The organism is Bosea sp. 124 (assembly GCF_003046175.1).
Taxonomy (GTDB): Bacteria; Pseudomonadota; Alphaproteobacteria; order Rhizobiales; family Beijerinckiaceae; genus Allobosea.
In genome coordinates, this window is the sequence record NZ_PZZM01000001.1 from 5,144,778 (window position 1) to 5,162,190 (window position 17,413).

Annotated in this window: 14 protein-coding genes; 5 read left to right on the forward strand and 9 right to left on the reverse strand. The window is 67.3% G+C overall.

Annotated elements, in window-relative coordinates:
* Positions 1 to 4: 4 nt before the first annotated feature.
* Together C8D03_RS24375 and C8D03_RS24380 are read right to left on the reverse strand one after the other, a co-directional pair.
* On the reverse strand, positions 5 to 781 hold the full coding sequence (locus C8D03_RS24375; RefSeq protein ID WP_108050458.1) for an SDR family oxidoreductase: 777 nt from the start codon (positions 779 to 781) through the stop codon (positions 5 to 7).
* A gap of 26 nt (positions 782 to 807) precedes the next feature.
* On the reverse strand, positions 808 to 1,563 hold the full coding sequence (locus tag C8D03_RS24380; RefSeq protein ID WP_108050460.1) for a GntR family transcriptional regulator: 756 nt from the start codon (positions 1,561 to 1,563) through the stop codon (positions 808 to 810).
* Positions 1,564 to 1,668: 105 nt separating this feature from the next.
* Here C8D03_RS24380 and C8D03_RS24385 point away from each other — a divergent pair, with 105 nt between their 5' ends.
* From C8D03_RS24385 to kce, 5 genes are all read left to right on the forward strand, one after another.
* A complete protein-coding gene (locus C8D03_RS24385; RefSeq protein ID WP_108050462.1) occupies positions 1,669 to 2,931 on the forward strand; it encodes an ABC transporter substrate-binding protein in 1,263 nt (420 codons plus the stop codon).
* A 104-nt stretch (positions 2,932 to 3,035) separates the two neighbouring features.
* Positions 3,036 to 3,944: a branched-chain amino acid ABC transporter permease gene (locus C8D03_RS24390; RefSeq protein ID WP_108050464.1), complete on the forward strand. Its 909-nt coding sequence runs from the start codon at positions 3,036 to 3,038 to the stop codon at positions 3,942 to 3,944.
* A gap of 7 nt (positions 3,945 to 3,951) precedes the next feature.
* The gene (locus tag C8D03_RS24395) at positions 3,952 to 6,477 is read left to right on the forward strand and encodes a branched-chain amino acid ABC transporter ATP-binding protein/permease (protein ID WP_108050466.1); all 2,526 of its coding nucleotides are present in this window, start codon (positions 3,952 to 3,954) and stop codon (positions 6,475 to 6,477) included.
* Positions 6,478 to 6,511: 34 nt separating this feature from the next.
* Positions 6,512 to 7,450: a 3-hydroxyacyl-CoA dehydrogenase gene (locus C8D03_RS24400; RefSeq protein WP_108050469.1), complete on the forward strand. Its 939-nt coding sequence runs from the start codon at positions 6,512 to 6,514 to the stop codon at positions 7,448 to 7,450.
* Between the two features lie 46 nt (positions 7,451 to 7,496).
* Entirely contained in the window at positions 7,497 to 8,429 is a 933-nt protein-coding gene (kce, locus tag C8D03_RS24405; RefSeq protein ID WP_108050471.1) for a 3,5-dioxohexanoate:acetyl-CoA acetone transferase, read from the forward strand.
* A 115-nt stretch (positions 8,430 to 8,544) separates the two neighbouring features.
* On the opposite strand, the gene C8D03_RS24410 is transcribed toward kce, so the two are convergent.
* Genes C8D03_RS24410 through C8D03_RS24440 form a run of 7 tightly spaced genes read right to left on the reverse strand, consistent with a single transcriptional unit; the run spans position 8,545 to position 17,368 of the window.
* Positions 8,545 to 10,155, reverse strand: a complete 1,611-nt coding sequence (locus tag C8D03_RS24410) for a GMC family oxidoreductase (RefSeq protein ID WP_108050473.1) — start codon at positions 10,153 to 10,155, stop codon at positions 8,545 to 8,547.
* Positions 10,152 to 12,329, reverse strand: coding sequence for an alpha-ketoacid dehydrogenase subunit alpha/beta (locus tag C8D03_RS24415; protein ID WP_108050475.1), 2,178 nt, complete (start codon positions 12,327 to 12,329; stop codon positions 10,152 to 10,154). The genes C8D03_RS24410 and C8D03_RS24415 overlap by 4 nt, the downstream gene beginning before the upstream one ends.
* 24 nt (positions 12,330 to 12,353) lie before the next feature.
* Entirely contained in the window at positions 12,354 to 13,130 is a 777-nt protein-coding gene (locus tag C8D03_RS24420) for an SDR family NAD(P)-dependent oxidoreductase (protein ID WP_108050477.1), read from the reverse strand.
* A complete protein-coding gene (locus C8D03_RS24425) occupies positions 13,127 to 13,972 on the reverse strand; it encodes a shikimate dehydrogenase family protein (protein ID WP_108050479.1) in 846 nt (281 codons plus the stop codon). The genes C8D03_RS24420 and C8D03_RS24425 overlap by 4 nt, the downstream gene beginning before the upstream one ends.
* A 7-nt stretch (positions 13,973 to 13,979) precedes the next feature.
* Complete coding sequence (locus C8D03_RS24430; protein WP_108050481.1) at positions 13,980 to 14,684, reverse strand: ABC transporter ATP-binding protein; 705 nt, start codon at positions 14,682 to 14,684, stop codon at positions 13,980 to 13,982.
* Positions 14,668 to 16,491 carry a branched-chain amino acid ABC transporter ATP-binding protein/permease gene (locus C8D03_RS24435; protein ID WP_108050483.1) on the reverse strand — a complete coding sequence of 608 codons (1,824 nt, stop codon included), beginning with the start codon at positions 16,489 to 16,491 and terminating at the stop codon, positions 14,668 to 14,670. The genes C8D03_RS24430 and C8D03_RS24435 overlap by 17 nt, the downstream gene beginning before the upstream one ends.
* Positions 16,492 to 16,495: 4 nt before the next feature.
* Positions 16,496 to 17,368, reverse strand: a complete 873-nt coding sequence (locus C8D03_RS24440) for a branched-chain amino acid ABC transporter permease (protein WP_108050485.1) — start codon at positions 17,366 to 17,368, stop codon at positions 16,496 to 16,498.
* Positions 17,369 to 17,413: the final 45 nt, after the last annotated feature.

Here is a 17,413-nt window from a genome sequence, read left to right on the forward strand (position 1 = left end):
CCGCTCACGCCAGCATGCGCGTGTCGCCGCAGACGGAAATCTCCTGCCCCGAGATCGTTTTGGCGAAGGGCGAAGCCAGGAAGACGATCTGCTTGGCGATGTCGGCGGGATCTACGAACTGCTTGATCGAGACGCCGGAGAACAGCCGCTGCGTCATCTCCTCATGCGAGACGTTGAAGCTGCGGGCCTTGTTGGCGATGACGCTCTGGATGCGCGGCCCCTCGACGAGGCCGGGGCAGATCGCGTTGGCGCGAATGCCGAACTCGCCGAGCTCGGCCGAGAGCGCCTTGGTGAAGCCGATCACGCCCCATTTGGCCGCCGCATAGGGTGAACGCAGCGGGAAACCGTGCTTGCCCGCCTGGCTCGATAGATTGATGATCGAGGCATTCGTCGACTGCTTGAGATGCTGGACGGCGAGCCGCGTGCAATTGAACTGGCCGGTCAGGTCGATGGCGACGCAGGAATCCCAATCGGCCGGGTCGATCTCGTCGACGCGGCCCGTCGGCCCGGCGATGCCGGCATTGTTGACGAGGCAGTCGAGCCCGCCCAGTGCGGCAAGCGTCTCATCCATGAGCCGGCCGACCGCAGCACGGTCGGAAACGTCGCAGACCGACTGCGTCATCGCCGGATCGCTTTCCTCCATCTCGGCCAAGGCCGTGCGGTCGACGTCGCAGATATGAACCTTTGCCCCTTCCGCCGCGAAAGCACGCGCCGTGGCGCGGCCGATGCCATTGGCGCCGGCCGTCACCAGCACGCGCAAGTCCTTGATCTGCAGATCCATCCTGACGTCTCCCTGTCCCGTTGTTCTCAGGCGCTGAGCTGGCCCGTGTCTTCGATATGCGCGGCGGCGGCCGTGATGTCGTCTTCGAGCGCGGCGCGCGCGGCGGCGGCATCCTGCGCCCGCAAGGCCTCCAGCAACCGCGCATGCGCCTGCATGGCGCTGCCACCCTTGAGGCGGCGCGGCTCGTCGCGCATGTCGAGATTGAGGATCGGACCCGCCTTCAGCCAGAGCCGCTCGATCATCTCGATCAGGCTCGGCATGCCCGCCGCCTCATAGAGCGCGAAATGCAGGTCGCGATTGGCCGCGACGGCGCCGGCGCTGTCGGGAGGATCGGCGCTGGCCGCCTTGCGGAAATCCGCATCATGCGCGGCGATCTGCGCGATATTAGCTGCGGTCGCCCGGCGCGCCGCTTCCTCGGCGGCGAAGCCCTCTACGACCAGACGAAGCCGCGTCAATTCGCGGAACTGCTCCAGAGAGAGCACGGGAACCCGCACCGCCCTGCCCGGAAGCACTTCCAGCGCCCGGTCGGCGGCAAGCCGGCTGACCGCCTCGCGCACCGGCATCATCGAGACGCCGAGCGCCTCGGCCACACGGCGAAGCGAAAGCTTCTCGCCCGGCGCGAGGCGGCCTGCGACCAGCAGCGAGCGCAACTCCCCCGTCACGCGCTCGCCCAGGGTTTCGCGCTGAAGCGCGCCGATCCGGTCCAGCGCCGAGCCATCATGCTCCGGCGCGACGAGGGTCGCTTCCGGGGCTGTCGGGAAGGGCTGGACACGGGCGATCATGTCTGCCAACCTAACTGTGATCACAGATCACGACAAGCGGCATCAGACCGCTGGCCAAAATCAGCCGACGCCACAGGCGCGGCGCTCGTTCTGGGAGGAACGTCGATGTCAGAGCTGTTGAAGACCACCCGACTCTCGCGCCGTCAGGCGCTGGCCGGCCTCGGTGCCGGCGCGGCGACCGGGCTGATCACCAGCCCCTCGATCATCCTGGCGCAGACGCCGGACGTGGTCCGCTTCGGCCACCTGACGCCACGCACCGGCTTCCTCGGCCCGCTCGGCGAATATGGTGTGATGGCAGCCGAACTGGCGGTCGAGGAGATCAATGCGGCGGGCGGCGTCAACGGACGCAAGCTCGAGGCGCTGAAGGAGGATTCGGTCAACCCGCAGACCGCCTCGACCAAGGCCGAGCGCATGATCGAGCGCGACAAGGTCGCCTGCATCATCGGCGAAATTTCGTCGGCCTCGGCTCTGACGATCGCGCAGGTCGCGGGGCGGACCAAGACGCTGTTCGTCAATACGGGCGCCAACTCGGATGCGCTGCGCGGCGAAAGCTGCAACCGCTACATGTTCCATGTCGAGCACCAGAACTCGATGTATGTGAAGAGCTGCGGTCGCTCGCTGATGGCGCAGGGGCTGGTGAAGGGCAAGAAGTGGTTCTCGCTGACGGCCGACTACGCCTTCGGCCATGACCTGCTGCGGGTCGCCAAGCGCTTCATGGAGGCCAATGGCGGACAATTTGCCGCCGACAAGCTGGTTCCGACCGATGCGACGGACTTCTCGGCGCTGCTGCTCGAAATCCGCGCGGCCAAGCCGGACCTCGTGATCTCGAACCTCGCCGGCAACCAGATCACCAATTTCCTGAAGCAGTATTCCGAGTTCGGCCTGACCTTCCCCGTCGCGGGCTTCGGTTTCGACACGGCGCTCGCCTGGGCCGCCGGCAAGGACAATTTCGGCGGCATCTGGCCGTCCGTCTGGCACCATCTCATCGACACGCCATCCAGCAAGGCCTTCGTCGCGGCGTTCACCAAGAAGTACGGCAAGCCGCCGGAGAACCAGGCCTGGGGCGACTACATGGCCGTGAAGATCATGGCCCAGTCGATGAACGAGCTGAAGAGCACAGACACCCCGAAGATCCTGGAGCACTGGGAGAAGGGCGCGAAGTTCGATGTGATGAAGCCACGCCAGGGCTATTTCCGCGCTTCGGACCATCAGCTCATCAGCGAGATGTACACGATCACCGCCCTGCCCGCGGCGCAGGTCAAGAACCAGTGGGACCTGTTCACATCCTCCCCGCCGGTGCCGGGCCCCGACGAGAATATGGAGGTAATCGCCACCAGCGGCGACGAGGCCGTCTGCAAGATGAGCTGAGCCTTGTCCGTCATTCTCGGGCGGCGCGCAGCGCCGACCCGAGAATCTCATGACGAGAGGTCTCTGGTTTCCGAGATGGTCGGGTCAGGCCCGACCATGACGGGATGTCATTCCACGCAGCGAACGAAGGCCAGCCCTTGCTCACCCTCTTCATCCAGCAGGTACTGAACGGGTTGCTCGACGGGGTCTACTACCTCCTGATCGCGCTCGGGCTGTCGCTGATCTTCTCGCTGGGGGGCATCGTCAACCTGGCGCATGGCGCCTTTTATGCCATCGGCGCCTATCTCACGATCGTGCTGGCGCCCCATATCGGCTTCGGCGGCGCCATGGTGGCGTCGCCGGTGCTGGTCGCGCTGATCGGCATCGTCGTCGAGCGCGGGCTGTTCCAGCGCTTCTACCGTTCCGACCCGATCCTCTCGCTGCTTTTGACCTTCGGCCTCGCCATGGTGGCCGAGCAGTCGCTGCGCATGATCTTCGGGGCTCCGCCGCTCTCCTTCTCGATCCCGCCGGCCCTGCGCGGGCAGATCTTCATCGGCGACTTCATCTATTCGCGCTACCGGGCGATGCTGCTGCTGATCGCGGCGGCCTGCGTGCTCGGCCTGTGGTTCCTGCTGCAGCGCACCGCCTTCGGCCGGGTCGTGCGGGCCGGCGTCCAGAACCCCGACATGGTCGGCGCGCTCGGCATCTCGCTGCAGCCCTACATGGTCGCGGTCGCCGGCATCGGCATCGGGCTCGCCGGGCTCGCCGGGGTGTTGCTCGCGCCGATCTATTCGATCCATCCCGCCATGGGCCAGGAGATCATCACGCCGGCCTTCGTGGTCGTCGTCATCGGGGGCCTGGGCTCGTTCTGGGGCGTGGTCGTGGCGGCGCTGATGGTCGGCCTGGTCAAGGGCATCACCATCGGGCTCGGCTTCACGCAATGGTCCACCGCAGTGATCTACCTGATGATGCTCCTCGTCCTGCTGTTCCGGCCGCGCGGCCTGTTCGGCGAACGCATCCAGCGCTTCGAGTGAGGACGCGATGACACCCGCCCAGCGCGACCACGCGCCCCTTCTGATCGCAGCGGCCGGCCTCGTCGGGCTGCCCTTTTTGATGCATGCCGTCGGGCTCGGCACGACGTCGGCGACCGAGATCGTCGTCTTCGCCATCGCCTGCATGGCGCTGAACATTCTCGTCGGCACCACGGGGCTGGTGTCCTTCGGCCATGGCGCCTGGTTCGGGCTTGCGGCCTATGCCGCCGGCCTGATCCAGCGGAGCCTGATGCCCGGGCAGTTCGCCCTGCCGATCCTGTTGGCGGTCGCCTTCGTCGGGCTGATCGCCTTTGCCTTCGGGGCGCTGATCCTTCGCCGCAAGGGCGTCTATTTCTCGCTGCTGACGCTGGCGCTCGCCGCCATGACCTATTCCGTCGCATTTCGCTGGACGGCGGTGACGGGTGGCGAGGACGGGCTGGGCGGCATCAAGCGGCCGCTCTTCCTCGGCGTCGATTTCGAACAGGCCTCGCGCTTCTATGTTCTCGTCGCCGTCATCGGCATGGCCGTCGTCTACGGGCTCTGGCGCTTCCACCGTTCGCCCGTCGGCACGGTTCTGGTCGCGATCCGCGAGAACGAGCAGCGCGCGCGCTTCCTCGGCTACGCCACCGACCGCTACAAGCTGATCGCCTTCACGCTGTCGGCCGCGCTGACGGGCCTCGCCGGCACGCTGCTGCTCTTCAACAACCGCATGACCTCGGCCGAGCCGATTTCGGTCGCGTTTTCGGGCGAATTGCTGGCGATGGTCGTGATCGGCGGCATGCGCTCGTTTCTGGGGCCGGCGCTCGGCGCGCTGTTCTTCGTGATTTTCCGCGACTATCTCTCCAGCATCACGCCGAACTGGCTGTTCTGGTTCGGGCTGCTCTTCGTCGGATTCATCGTGTTCTCGCCGACCGGCCTCGTCGGCGTCGGCGAGCGAATGTTGCGGCCCTTCCGCAAGCAGGCTGCGGGCGATGCGGCGATGTCCGAGCGCAAGGCCGGCGGCGTGACGCTGCCGGATTTCATGAAACCCAGCGATGCCGGAGACGGGCCGATCCTGACCGCGACCGGGCTCGCCAAGAGCTTCGGCGGCATCAAGGCGGTCGAGGGTGTCGATCTCACCATGGCCGATCGCCGGTTGCATGCGCTGATCGGCCCCAACGGCGCCGGCAAGACCACCGCCTTCAACCTGATCTCGGGGCTGTTCCCGCCGGACCGGGGCGAGGTCCGCCTGCGCGACCGCCAGATCGGCGGGCTCTCTCCCGAGGCGATCACCCAGGCCGGCATCGGGCGCGCCTTCCAGATCACCAACCTGTTCCCGACGCTCTCGGTCGAAGAGAATGTGCGCCTCGCGGTTCAGGCGCGCGCCGGCGAGCGTTTCGGGTTCTGGCAGTCGGCCGGGGCGTTGTCGGAGGTCAACGCGCAGACCACGACCGTGATCGACACGATGGGCCTGCGCGGGATCGAGACGGCGGAAGCCGGCTCGCTGAGCTATGGCGGCCAGCGCCTGCTCGACATGAGCCTCGCGCTCGCGACGAAGCCGCGCGTGCTCCTGCTCGACGAGCCGCTCGCCGGTCTGGCCGCCGCCGAACGCGAGCGTGTCGGCAATCTGATCAAGTCGATCTCGGCCGATTTGCCGGTGCTGCTGGTCGAGCACGACATCGACCGCGTCTTCGCCATCGCTGACCATGTCACGGTGATGAACGAGGGCTCGGTGCTGATCGACGGCACGGTCGAGGATGCGCGCTCCTCGCCTCGCGTGCAGGAGGTCTATATCGGCTCGGGCGCGCATGCGCTGGCCGAGAAGCCGCGCCAGAGCGCGGCGCGCAGCCCCGTGCTGCTCGGCCTCGACAAGGTCGATACGTTCTACGGCAAGAGCCATATCCTGCGGCAGGTCTCGCTCGATGTGCACGAGAACGAGATCGTCGCACTGCTCGGCCGCAACGGCGCCGGCAAATCGACCCTGCTCAAGACGATCACCGGCATCGCCCCGCCGGCCAGCGGCAGCATCACACTGGCCGGCAGCGACATCGCCGGGCAGCCGTCGGCAGCCATCGCGCGCGCCGGCATCGCCTATGTGCCGCAGGGACGCGGGCTCTTCGCGGGCATGAGCGTCAAGGACAACATGGAACTCGGCCGGCTCAAGCGCATGACCGGCAACGGCTCGCGCTGGGAGGACGAGAAGATCTTCGCCTTCTTCCCGCGCATCAAGCAGCGCTGGCATTCGCCGGCCGACTACCTCTCGGGCGGCGAACAGCAGATGGTGGCGGTGGCGCGCGCGCTGTCGGGCGACACCCGCGTGCTGCTGCTCGACGAGCCCTTCGAAGGGCTGGCGCCGGCCGTCGTCGAGGAGCTGTTCGAGGCCTTCGACAAGCTGCGGCAGGAGATCGCGATCGTGATCGTCGACCACCATCTTGATTTGGCGCTGGCGCTGTCGGACAGGACCGTCGTGCTGGAGCGCGGCAGCGTCGTCCACACCGGCCCCTCGCGCGCGCTCAGCCAGGACCTGGCCCTCAGGCGGCAGGTGCTGTGGTTGTGATGTTCGACGCAAAGCGTCTCACCAAGGATTCTCCATGACCAACATCGCCATCGTCGGCTCAGGCCTCATCGGCCGCGCCTGGGCCACCGTGTTCGCCAGCCATGGCTGCAACGTCGCGCTGCACGACGTCGCGCCCGGCGCGGCCGAGGCCGCTCGCGTCCATATCGGCACCAATCTCGAGGAACTGGCCGGGCATGGCCTCGTCGCCGATCCGAAGGGCTCGCTCGCCCGCATCCGGGTCGCCTCCGGTCTCGCGGACGTGCTGACAGGTGCCGATCTCGTCCAGGAGAACGGACCGGAGACCGTCGAGGCCAAGCAGAAGCTGTTCGCGGAGATGGATGCGCTGGCACCGCCGACCACCATCCTCGCGTCCTCGACCTCCTTCATCATGGCCTCGGTCTTCAGCGAGAGTCTGAAGGGACGCGCGCGCTGCCTCGTCGCCCACCCGGTCAACCCGCCCCATCTCGTGCCGATCGTCGAACTGGCGCCGGCGCCCTGGACCGATCCGGCCGTCGTCGAACGGGCCAAGGCGATCTACGAGCAGGCGGGCCAGGTCGCGATCATGCTGCGCAAGGAGAAGCCCGGCTTCGTGCTGAACCGACTTCAGGCCGTGCTGCTGGCGGAAGCCTTCCGGCTGGTCGGCGAAGGCGTCGCCAGCGCCGAGGACGTCGACAAGACGATCCGCGACGGGCTCGGGCTGCGCTGGTCGTTCATGGGGCCATTCGAGACGATCGAGCTCAACGCCCCCGGTGGAATCCCCGACTACTGTGCCCGCTACGGCGCCTCGCTCACCCGCATGGTCGCCGACAGCGCCAGCGGCGACCCCTTCGGCCCTGATACCGTCGCGACAGTGATGAGCGAATGGCCGGGCACGCAATCGTCCGATCGCGTCAAGCGGCTGAGCGACTGGCGCGACACGCGGCTGGCGGCGCTGCAGGCGCATAAGCGCGGCTCGCAGCGCAAGCCCGGCTGAGGCCGGCTATTCAATTCGAAATCAAGCCTGAAAGGACTCACACGCCATGGCCAAGAACCGCAAAGTCATCATCACCTGCGCGGTCACCGGTGCGATCCACACGCCCTCGATGTCGCCCTATCTGCCGGTGACCGCCGACGAGATCATCGATGCGGCTGTCGGCGCCGCCGAGGCCGGCGCCGCGCTGGTCCATGTCCATGCCCGCAACCCGAAGACCGGCCAGCCCGACCAGTCGCCGGAAGCCTTCGAGCCCTTCCTGAAGGTGATCAAGCAGCGCTCGAACTGCGTCATCAACATCACCACCGGCGGCGCCCCGACCATGGGCGTCGAGGAGCGGCTCGGCCCCTGCGCGCATTTCAAGCCGGAGGTCGCCTCGCTCAACATGGGCTCGATGAATTTCGGGCTCTACCCGATGCTGGCAAGGTTCAAGGACTTCAAGCATGACTGGGAGCGGCCCTATCTCGAAGGCTCGAAGGACCGGATCTTCAAGAACACCTTCCAGGACATCGAGAACATCCTGACCACCTGCGCGGAGAACAACACCCGCTTCGAGATCGAGTGCTACGACATCGGCCATCTCTACACGCTGGCGCATTTCGTCGATCGCGGGCTGGTGAAGCCGCCCTTCTTCGTGCAGTCAGTCTTCGGCATTCTCGGCGGCATCGGCCCTCATCCCGAGGACGTCATCCACATGAAGCGCACGGCCGACCGGCTCTTCGGCGACCAGTACCAGTGGTCCGTGCTGGGCGCCGGCCGGCACCAGCTTCCGATCGCCGCCATGGCGGTCTCGATGGGCGGCAATCTGCGCGTCGGGCTGGAAGACTCCCTGTGGCTCGGGCCGGGCCAGTTCGCCAAGTCGAACGCCGATCAGGTCAAGGCGGCGCGGATGATCATCGAGGGGCTGGGCCTCGAGGTCGCGACGCCGGACGACGCGCGCGAGGTGCTGCAGCTCAAGGGTGCCGACAAGGTGAATTTCTAGAACGGCAGCATCTCGACGTCATGGTCGGGCCTGTCCCGACCATCCACGTCTTCGCTGGTCGAATGCGGTGGCCAAGACGTGGATGCTCGCCACAAGGGCGAGCATGACGGAGGCTCTACAGGCTGTCCTGCCGGATCAGGTCGGCGGCCTTTTCGGCGATCATCAGCACCGCGGCCTGCGTGTTGCCGGAGACCACCGCCGGCATCACCGATGCGTCGGCGACGCGCAGGCCCTGGATGCCGCGGACGCGCAATTGCGGATCGACCACCGCATCCGGCCCCTGCCCCATCCGGCAGGTTCCGCAAGCGTGATAGATCGTCTGGCCGTTGTCGCGGGCGAAGTCGAGCCAGTCGGCATCGCTGTCGCAATCTGGGCCCGGCGCCATCTCATGAGCGCGATAGGCGTCCATCGCCGGCTGTCCGACGATCTCGCGCGCGATTTTCATGCCGTCGACCATGCATTGCCGGTCGGCGGTGGTCGCCAGGAAATTGGGGCGGATCGCCGGGGCGATGTCGAAATCGGGCGCGCGGGCATGGATCGTGCCGCGCGAGTCCGGCCGAAGCTGGGTCACGCCGATGGTCATCCCCGGCTGCCGGTCGAGCCTGCGCTCGGCGGCGTTGGCGTAGCTCGCATGCATGAAGAAGTACTGGATATCCGGCCCCTCGATATCGGGCCGCGTCCGGACGAAACCGTGGGTGAGCCCCGTCCCGAGGGTCAGGATGCCCTTCCGCGTCAGGAAATATTGCGCCACCGAGGCAGCTAGACGCCAGCCGCGCGTGGTCTCGTTCAAGGTCACCGGCAGCTTCACCCGCCAGTTCATGCGGGTGCAGAAATGGTCGCTGTAATTGGCGCCGACGCCGGGCAGTTCATGGCGAAGCGGAAGGCCCGCAGCCGCCAGCACCGCGGGGTCGCCGATGCCCGAGAGTTCGAGCAGATGCGGCGTCTGGATCGCACCGGCCGTCAGGACGACGCTGTTGCGCGCTATCGCCTGCCGCTCGACACCATCGACGCGATAGGTCACGCCCGTCGCGCGGGCGCCGTCGAGATCGACGCGCAGGACATGCGCGCCGGTCAGGACGCGCAGATTGGGACGACCGCGCGCCGGAGCGAGATAGGCATCCGCCGCGCTGACCCGGCGGCCGTGACGCTGGTTGACCTGATAATAGCCGAAGCCGTCCTGCGTCTCGCCATTATAGTCCGGGTTGCGCGGATAGCCGGCCTGTCCGGCCGCCGCGATGAAGGCCTCGGCGATCTCCGGGCGTTCCTTGACTTCGGTCACTGGAAACGGGCCGTCGCGGCCCCGCGTCTCATCGCCTTCGCCATCATAGGCTTCGAGCTTGCGGAAATAGGGCAGCACGTCGGCGAAGCTCCAGCCCGTGCAGCCAGCTTGAGCCCAGCCGTCGAAATCCTGGGCCTGGCCGCGGACATAGATCATGCCGTTGATCAGCGTCGAACCGCCCAGCCCCTTGCCACGCGGGATCGCGATCTCGCGGTTGCGGGTGTTCTCCTCCGGTTCGGTCTGGAAACGCCAGTTGAACTTCGGATTGACCAGGAGCTTGCTGAAACCGGCGGGGATCGGGATCCAGAAGCCCTTGCCCTCACCGCCCGCCTCGAGCATCAGCACGCTGCGGCGGCCATCCTCGCTCAGGCGATTGGCGAGCACGCAGCCGGCCGTGCCGCCGCCGACGATGATGTAGTCGTAAGCTTCGCTGGCCGGCATGGTCATGCAGCGGCCCCGGCGAGCGGCGTGCCGCGCTCGGCCATCGCGCGCGCGATGCCGGCCATGACCTCCTCGCGCCCGGCGAAGGCCGCGCGTTCCAGCACCTTCGAGATCGTTGGCGAGGCCTCTCTGCCATGGACGCGCTGAACCGGCTGATCGAGCCAGTCGAACAGGCGGCGATGCAGCTCGTCGGCCAGCATCGCGCCATAGGAGGTGCCGCGCGCGCCCTGCTCGACGATCAGGACATTATGCGTCTTGCGGACGCTCGCACCGATCGTCTCCCAGTCGAGCGAGGCGCGATCGAGGGTGCGTAGATCGACGATCTCGGCATCGACGCCGAGCGCCTCGACCGCCTCAAGGCTGCGATGGACCATGGCGGAATAGGTCAGGATGGTGAGGTCGCGCCCCTCGCGCAGGAGCCGGGCCTTGCCGAGCGGGATCGTGTAGTCGAGGTCGTCGGCGGGAATCATGCCGTTCATCTGATAGAGGTCGACATGCTCGATCACCAGCACCGGATCGCGCCCCTTCAGCGCCGCGTTCATCAGGCCGATATAGTCCTGCGGGCTTGACGGCGCGACGATGCGCCAGCCCGGCGAGGTCGCGAAGACGCCGGCCGGATCGAGCGAATGCTGCGAGCCGTAGCCGGTGCCCATCGCGATCTTGCTGCGCAGCACGAGGGGCACATCGGTCGTACCGCCGAACATGTGGCGCGCCTTGCCGATCTGGTTGAAGACCTGATCGGCTGCGACCCACATGAAGTCCGGATACATGAACTCGACGATAGGTCGGTAGCGGCCATCCATCGCCAGCCCGCCGGCAAGGCCGGTGAAGGCATTCTCGCTGATCGGGGTGCCGAGCACGCGGTCCGGGAAGGCTGCGGCCAAGCCGCGCGTCGCGCCGTTGGTGCCGCCCTTCAGGCGGTGGATGTCCTCGCCCATGATGACGATCGACGGGTCCGTTTCCATCCGGCGGTGCAGCACATCGGCGATGGCATCGACGAATTTGCGCTCGACCGTCGCCCCGGGCGGTGGGCCATCCGACGGCAGAGATGGCAATTCGCCGCGCAGGCCGACATCGACGAAGGCGGTGTCCGGCCAGAGATCGGGGCGGATGCGGCGACGGTTGCCATCCGGCTCCAGCAGGCGCCCGGCGATGTCCTTCATCTGCGCGACCGAACGCTCGCGCAGATCGGCGACCGCCGCGTCGTCGATCAGCCCCAGCGCCGTCATTTCGGTCGCGACGCGGGCAAGCGGATCGCGCGCGCGCCAGGACGCTTCCTCTTCTTTTGGCCGGTAGCCGAAAGCCGAGCCGGGCAGCGGCCCGTTCTGGTGGAAATAGCGGTAGACCTCGAGCTCGATCAGGGCCGGGCCCTTGCCGGCGCGCAGCAGGGCAGCGGCCTCCTGCGTCGCCAGATGCACGGCGAGCGGGTCCATGCCATCGACGCGCCAGGCAGGGATGCCGAAGCCCGGCCCGCGCCCCGACAGGCGCGTCTCGCGCGACGCTTCATCGACATGGGTCGCGACCGCGTAGAGATTGTTCTCGACGACGAACAGCAGCGGCAGCGACCACGCTGCGGCGAGATTCATCGTCTCCAGCGTCGAGCCGATGTTGATCGCGCCGTCGCCGAAATAGGTGACGGCGATGTCGCCCGTTCCGGCGAGCTTGTGGGCCATGGCGGCGCCTGCCGCCAGCGGCACGCCGCCACCGACGATGGCATTCGTGCCGAGCGCGCCGGCCTCGATCCAGCGCAGATGCATCGAACCGCCGCGCCCGTGGCCGAAGCCAGGCTCGAGGCCGAGGATTTCCGCCAGGCTCCGGTGCAGCATGCCCTCGACCGGCGCGGCGAAATCGGCGGTCGGATCAAAGGTCGGCGCCAGATAAGACAGCGTCTTGGCGAGGAACTGGTGATGGCCGCGATGCGAGCCGTTGACCTGATCAGAGCCGCGCAGGCCGATGACCGAACCGACGGCGCCGCCCTCCTGCCCGATCGAGGAATGAGCCGGGCCATGGACCAGGCCCTCGCCTGCGAGTTCGAGCACGCTCTCCTCGAAGGCGCGGATCAGATGGAGTTGCGTCAGCATGCTGCCGAGCAGGGCCGGATCGGCGGCCTTCCAGTCGGCGGGGGTGGAGCGCAGCGCCGTCCAGGGCACTTGGGCTTGGAGCTTTTCGCGGCGAGGCATCAGCGCCCTCCTCCGAATGTGGTCTCAGAGATAGCCATTGGCGCTCCAGCCTCCGTCGACGCCCGCGACCTGACCCGTGATCGCGCTCGCCTCGTCGCTGGCGAGGAAGGCGGCGAGATCGGCCACCTCCGCCGTGTCGATGAAGCGGCCGATTGGCATCCGTTTCATGAGCGCCTCGGAATCGAGCCGCCCGCGCGCGATCAGGTCCTCCACGAAAGGCGTGCGGACATAGCCCGGTGCCAGCGCGTTGACGCGCAGGCCATGGCGGGCCCATTCCAGCGCCAGCGCCTTGGCCATCATCGCGACGCCGCTCTTGGAGACGCAGTAGCCGATGCGCTCGGGCGCCGCGACGACGCCGTACATCGAGGCCATCAGCAGGATGACGCCACGCCCGCGCGGGACCATGCGGCGCCCGGCCGCCTGAGCCGTCAGGAAGACGCCGTCGAGATTGACGCCCATCACCTTGCGCCAGTCGGCGAAGCTAAGGTCGAGGGTCGGCGAGTTCTGCGAGATACCCGCATTGGCGACGACGATGTCGAGCGGGCCGGTCCCGGCCTCGGCCCGGTCGAAGGCCGCGTTCACCGCCTCCGGGTCGCAGACGTCGCAAGCGACGAAGCTCGCCTCCGCGATGCCGGCCAGAGCGTCGGCCGTGGCGGCATCGCGGTCGAGCACCACCACCTTCGCGCCGCGCGCGGCAAAGCGCCGGGTCATGGCGAGCCCGAGGCCGGAGCCGCCGCCGGTGATCAGCGCGACCTTGCCGGCGAGATCGCGGTTGCGATCGGGAACCGGGACGGCGGTCATGGCGCGTTGCCCGATGAGTTCATGCCCGATGGCATCATGCCCATGAAGTCCGCCATCATCTCCAGCTGGCATTCGAGCATCGGCAGCCCGTAATGGACGCGGCAGCCCCTGGCCTGGGCGGCCGCCAGCAGCGCCGTGACGCGGGGCTGCATGATGACCTCGGCGACGACCTGGCCGGGGACGATCCGGGATGCATCGAGCGGCAGCGGGTCTCCCTCTGCAAGACCGAGCGAGGTGCCGTTGACGATGATGTCATGGGCCGGCGCAAGGTCATGGGACGTCGCACCGGGCTCGTCGAGATCGACGGCCAATGCGGGAAAGGCCTGCGCGAGCCGTCGCGCCAGATCCTGCGATTTCGCGCGGGTGCGGTTGGCGATGGAGAGGCTGGCGACGCCGGCTTCCGCCAGTGCGAAGGCCACCGCATTGGCCGCACCGCCCGCGCCGAGCAGCAGGACGCGCCGGCCCTTCGGCTCGAAGCCCTCGCGGCGCATTCCGGCGACGAAGCCGAGCCCGTCGAGAATCTCGCCGACCAGCCGGCCATCGGCCTCGCGGCGAACGCAGTTGACCGCGCCGACCAGCCCGGCCTGGCGCGAGACCTCGTCACAGAGCGCGACGATCGCCGTCTTGTGCGGCACGGTGACGACGAAGCCGCCGAACGACCTGATCCGCTTCAGGCCCCCGACCACCGTCGCGAGATCGTCGGCGCCAACATGCACCGGCACCATCACGCCATCATGCCCACGTTCGTGCATCAGCGCGTTCAGCCTCTGCGGTGTCAGCACGTGATGGACCGGGTCGGCGAGGATCGCATAGACGCGGGTATGGCCTGAAATATCCGTCATCGCTGCTCTAGATCCCGAGATAGGCGGTCTTGATATGCGGATCGGCGAGAAGGCCGGCGCCGGTGTTCTCCATGGCAATGCGGCCATTCTCGATGACATAGGCGCGCTGCGCGATCTTGAGCGCATGGAACGCCTTCTGCTCGACCAGCAGCACCGTCGTGCCCATCGCGCAGATGCGCTCGACGATGCCGAACATCTGCTGGACGATGATGGGGGCGAGCCCCAGCGAGGGCTCGTCCAGCATCAGCAGCCGGGGCTTGGCCATCAGTCCGCGCGCGATCGCGACCATCTGCTGCTCGCCGCCCGAGAGCGAGCCGGCGAGTTGGTCGAGCCGTTCGCGGACGCGCGGGAAGATGTCCAGCACCTCCGCGAAGCGCGCGGCCCAGCCCTCGCGGGCATTGGCGTGGTAGCAGCCCATCATCACATTGTCCCGGACGGTCATGACCGGGAAGAGCTGGCGGGCTTCGGGCACCATTACGAGGCCGCGGCCGACGATGTCGGCAGGCGTCGCGCCGGCGATCTCCTGCCCGTCGAATTCGATCTTGCCGGCGCCCGGCTTCACCAGGCCGGAGATCGCGCGCAGCAGCGTCGTCTTGCCGGCGCCGTTGGCGCCGATGATCGTCACGACCTCGCCCTTGCCGATGCGGATCGAGACGTCCTGGAGGATCGTGGTGCGGCCGTAGCCGGCCGTCAGCTCAGAGACCTTGAGCATTGGCGAAATCCTCTCCGAGATAGGCCTCGATCACGCGGCGGTCGCGCACGACCTCCTGCGGATCGCCCTGCGCGATCACCTTGCCGGAATCGATCACGATGATGCGGTCGGACAGGCTCATGATCGCCTGCATGTTGTGCTCGATCGCGATCACCGTGACGCCGGCATCGCGCACGGCGCGGATCAGCTCGACCATCTTCTGGGTGTCGGTCTGGCTCTGCCCGGCCATGACCTCGTCGAGCAGCAGAATGTCGGGCTCGGTCGCCAGCGTGCGGGCCACTTCGAGGCGCTTCAGGTCTCCGATCGGCAGGTTGCGTGCCTCGACCTCGCGGACGTGATGCAGGCCGACCAGGGTCGAGACCCGCAGCGCCACCGCGCGCGCCGAGGCGACATCGGGATGGTGCATGAAGGCACCGATCATGATGTTCTCGATCACCGTCAGCTTGCCGAAGGGCTGAACGATCTGGAAGGTCCGACCGATTCCGGCCCTGGCGAAGGCGTCGGCGGAAGCCGGCGTCGCCACCTGCCCGCCCGAGACGATGGCAACACTGCCCGAGGAGGGCTGGAGGAAGCCGGAGATCTGGTTGAACAGTGTCGTCTTGCCGGCACCGTTGGGGCCGATGATGCCGAGGATCTCGCCGCGCTTCAGCACCATGGAGACGTCGTCGGTCGCGGTCAGGCCACCGAAGCGCATGACGAGGTTCTTCGTCTCCAGCATCGTCTCCCCGGGCGTGCCCGTGATCTGGCGCAGCGCCGGAGCCTCCTGCTCGGGCTGCGGCCGGCCGCCCGGCAGCCGGTCGATCAGGCGGCCGAACCGTGCGCCGAAGGTGCCGACGAGGCCGCCCGGCAGAGTCAGGGTGATCAGCACCAATACCGTGCCATAGACGAAGCCGTGCAGGCCGTTGGCAGAGGCACCGAGCCAGCCGCGCGCAAGCTCCGCGATCGGCACCACGAGGACGGTGCCGAGCAGCGGCCCGACGACGGTGCCGAGCCCGCCGATCAGCGAGAACATCGCCACCTCGATCGAGGTCGACAGCGAGAACATCGTCGCCGGCTCGAGGAAGGTCGTATACATCGCATGGAAGGAGCCGATCAGGCTGGTCAGCGCAGCCGAGATCACGACGGCCTTGAGCTTGACCTCGGTCGGGCTGATGCCGGCGGCCGAGGCCGCATCCTCGCGCTCGCGCACCGCGGTCAGGTAGTAGCCGAGCCGCGCATTGCGGATGGCCCAGGACACGATCAGCGTCAGCAGCAGCAGGCCGAAGGCGATGATCAGGTAGTTGAACTTGTCCTGGAAGATCATCCAGGCCCAGCCGAGCTTCAGCGGCACGATCAGCCCGGCCGAGCCGCCGGTGACGCCATGGAAATGGATCGCGAGCAGGCGAATGACCTCGAGGAAGGCGATCGTCGCCAGCGAGAAGAACGGCCCGCGCAGGCGAAAGCAGGGATAGCCGATGCAGACCGCGACCACGGCCGAGAGCGCCGCGCCTGCCCACATTCCGATCCAGGGCGACAGCCCGAAATGCTGGATGAGCAGCGCGGTGGTGTAGCCGCCGATGCCGTAGAACATCATATGGCCGAGCGAGAGCTGGCCGGCATAGCCGCCGACGATGTTCCAGGCCGTCGAAAGTCCGGCGAAGACGCAGATCGTCACGAAAACGTGGATGACGAAGGCTGACTCGCTGAGGGCGGGGATGACCAGCAGCAGCGAGAGCAGGATCAAGGCGACATAGACGCGCGGATGGGTCAGGGCTGCGAGCCGGCCGGGTCTTCCCGGCGCAAGCGCGTTGGCGGTTTGCGAGGTCATGGGCTCACTCCGTCCCACGGCCGAAGCCGAACAGGCCCGTCGGCTTGAAGATCAGGATCAGGATGAAGATCGCGAAATAGACGACCTCCTTGAGGTCAGGCGCGATGTAGTAGCCCGAGAGGCTGTCAACGATGCCGATGATCATCGCGCCGGCAAAGGCTCCGTACATGCTGCGCATGCCGCCGAGCACGACGACGACGAAGGCCGTCAGCACGAAATAGGAGCCGATCGTCGGCGTCACCGGGAAGAGCGGCATGACGAGCGCGCTGGCGAGCCCGACGCAGGCGGCGCCGAGGCCGAAGGAGATGATGTAGATGCGGTCGACCCGCACGCCCATCAGCAGCGCCGCGTTGCGGTTCTGCGCGGTGGCGCGGATGGCGCGGCCGAGCGGCGTCTTCTGCATGAACAGGTGCAACCCTGCGACCAGCGCCAGCGCGCAGGCGAGGATGACGATCTGGCCCGACAGCACGGTGTAGCCGCCGAGCGAGACCGACTGGCGGGCACTCGGGGTGGAGACCGAATAGAGATCCGCGCCGAAAATCATCAGCGCAAGGTTCACCAGCGCGGTGGAGAGGCCGACGGTGGCGAAGATCTGGATGTGCTCATCGGCGTTCAGCAGCGGCTGGATGATGAAGCGCTGTACCAGCGCACCGACGCAAAACAGCAGCACGACCACCGGCACGGCCGAGACGTAAGGGTGCCAGCCCAGCTTGGTGGCGAGCAGATAGGTCGCATACATGCCGATCATCAGGAACTCGCCATGGGCGAAGTTCACGACCCGGACGATGCCGAAGATCAGCGTCAGGCCGACACTGATGATGGCGTACATGCTGCCGAGCATGATGCCGTTGAGCAGCAACTGGACAAGCACGTCCATGAAGGGCGTCTCCGAAGTCGAATCGGTCGCAGAAGGGAATGTGTC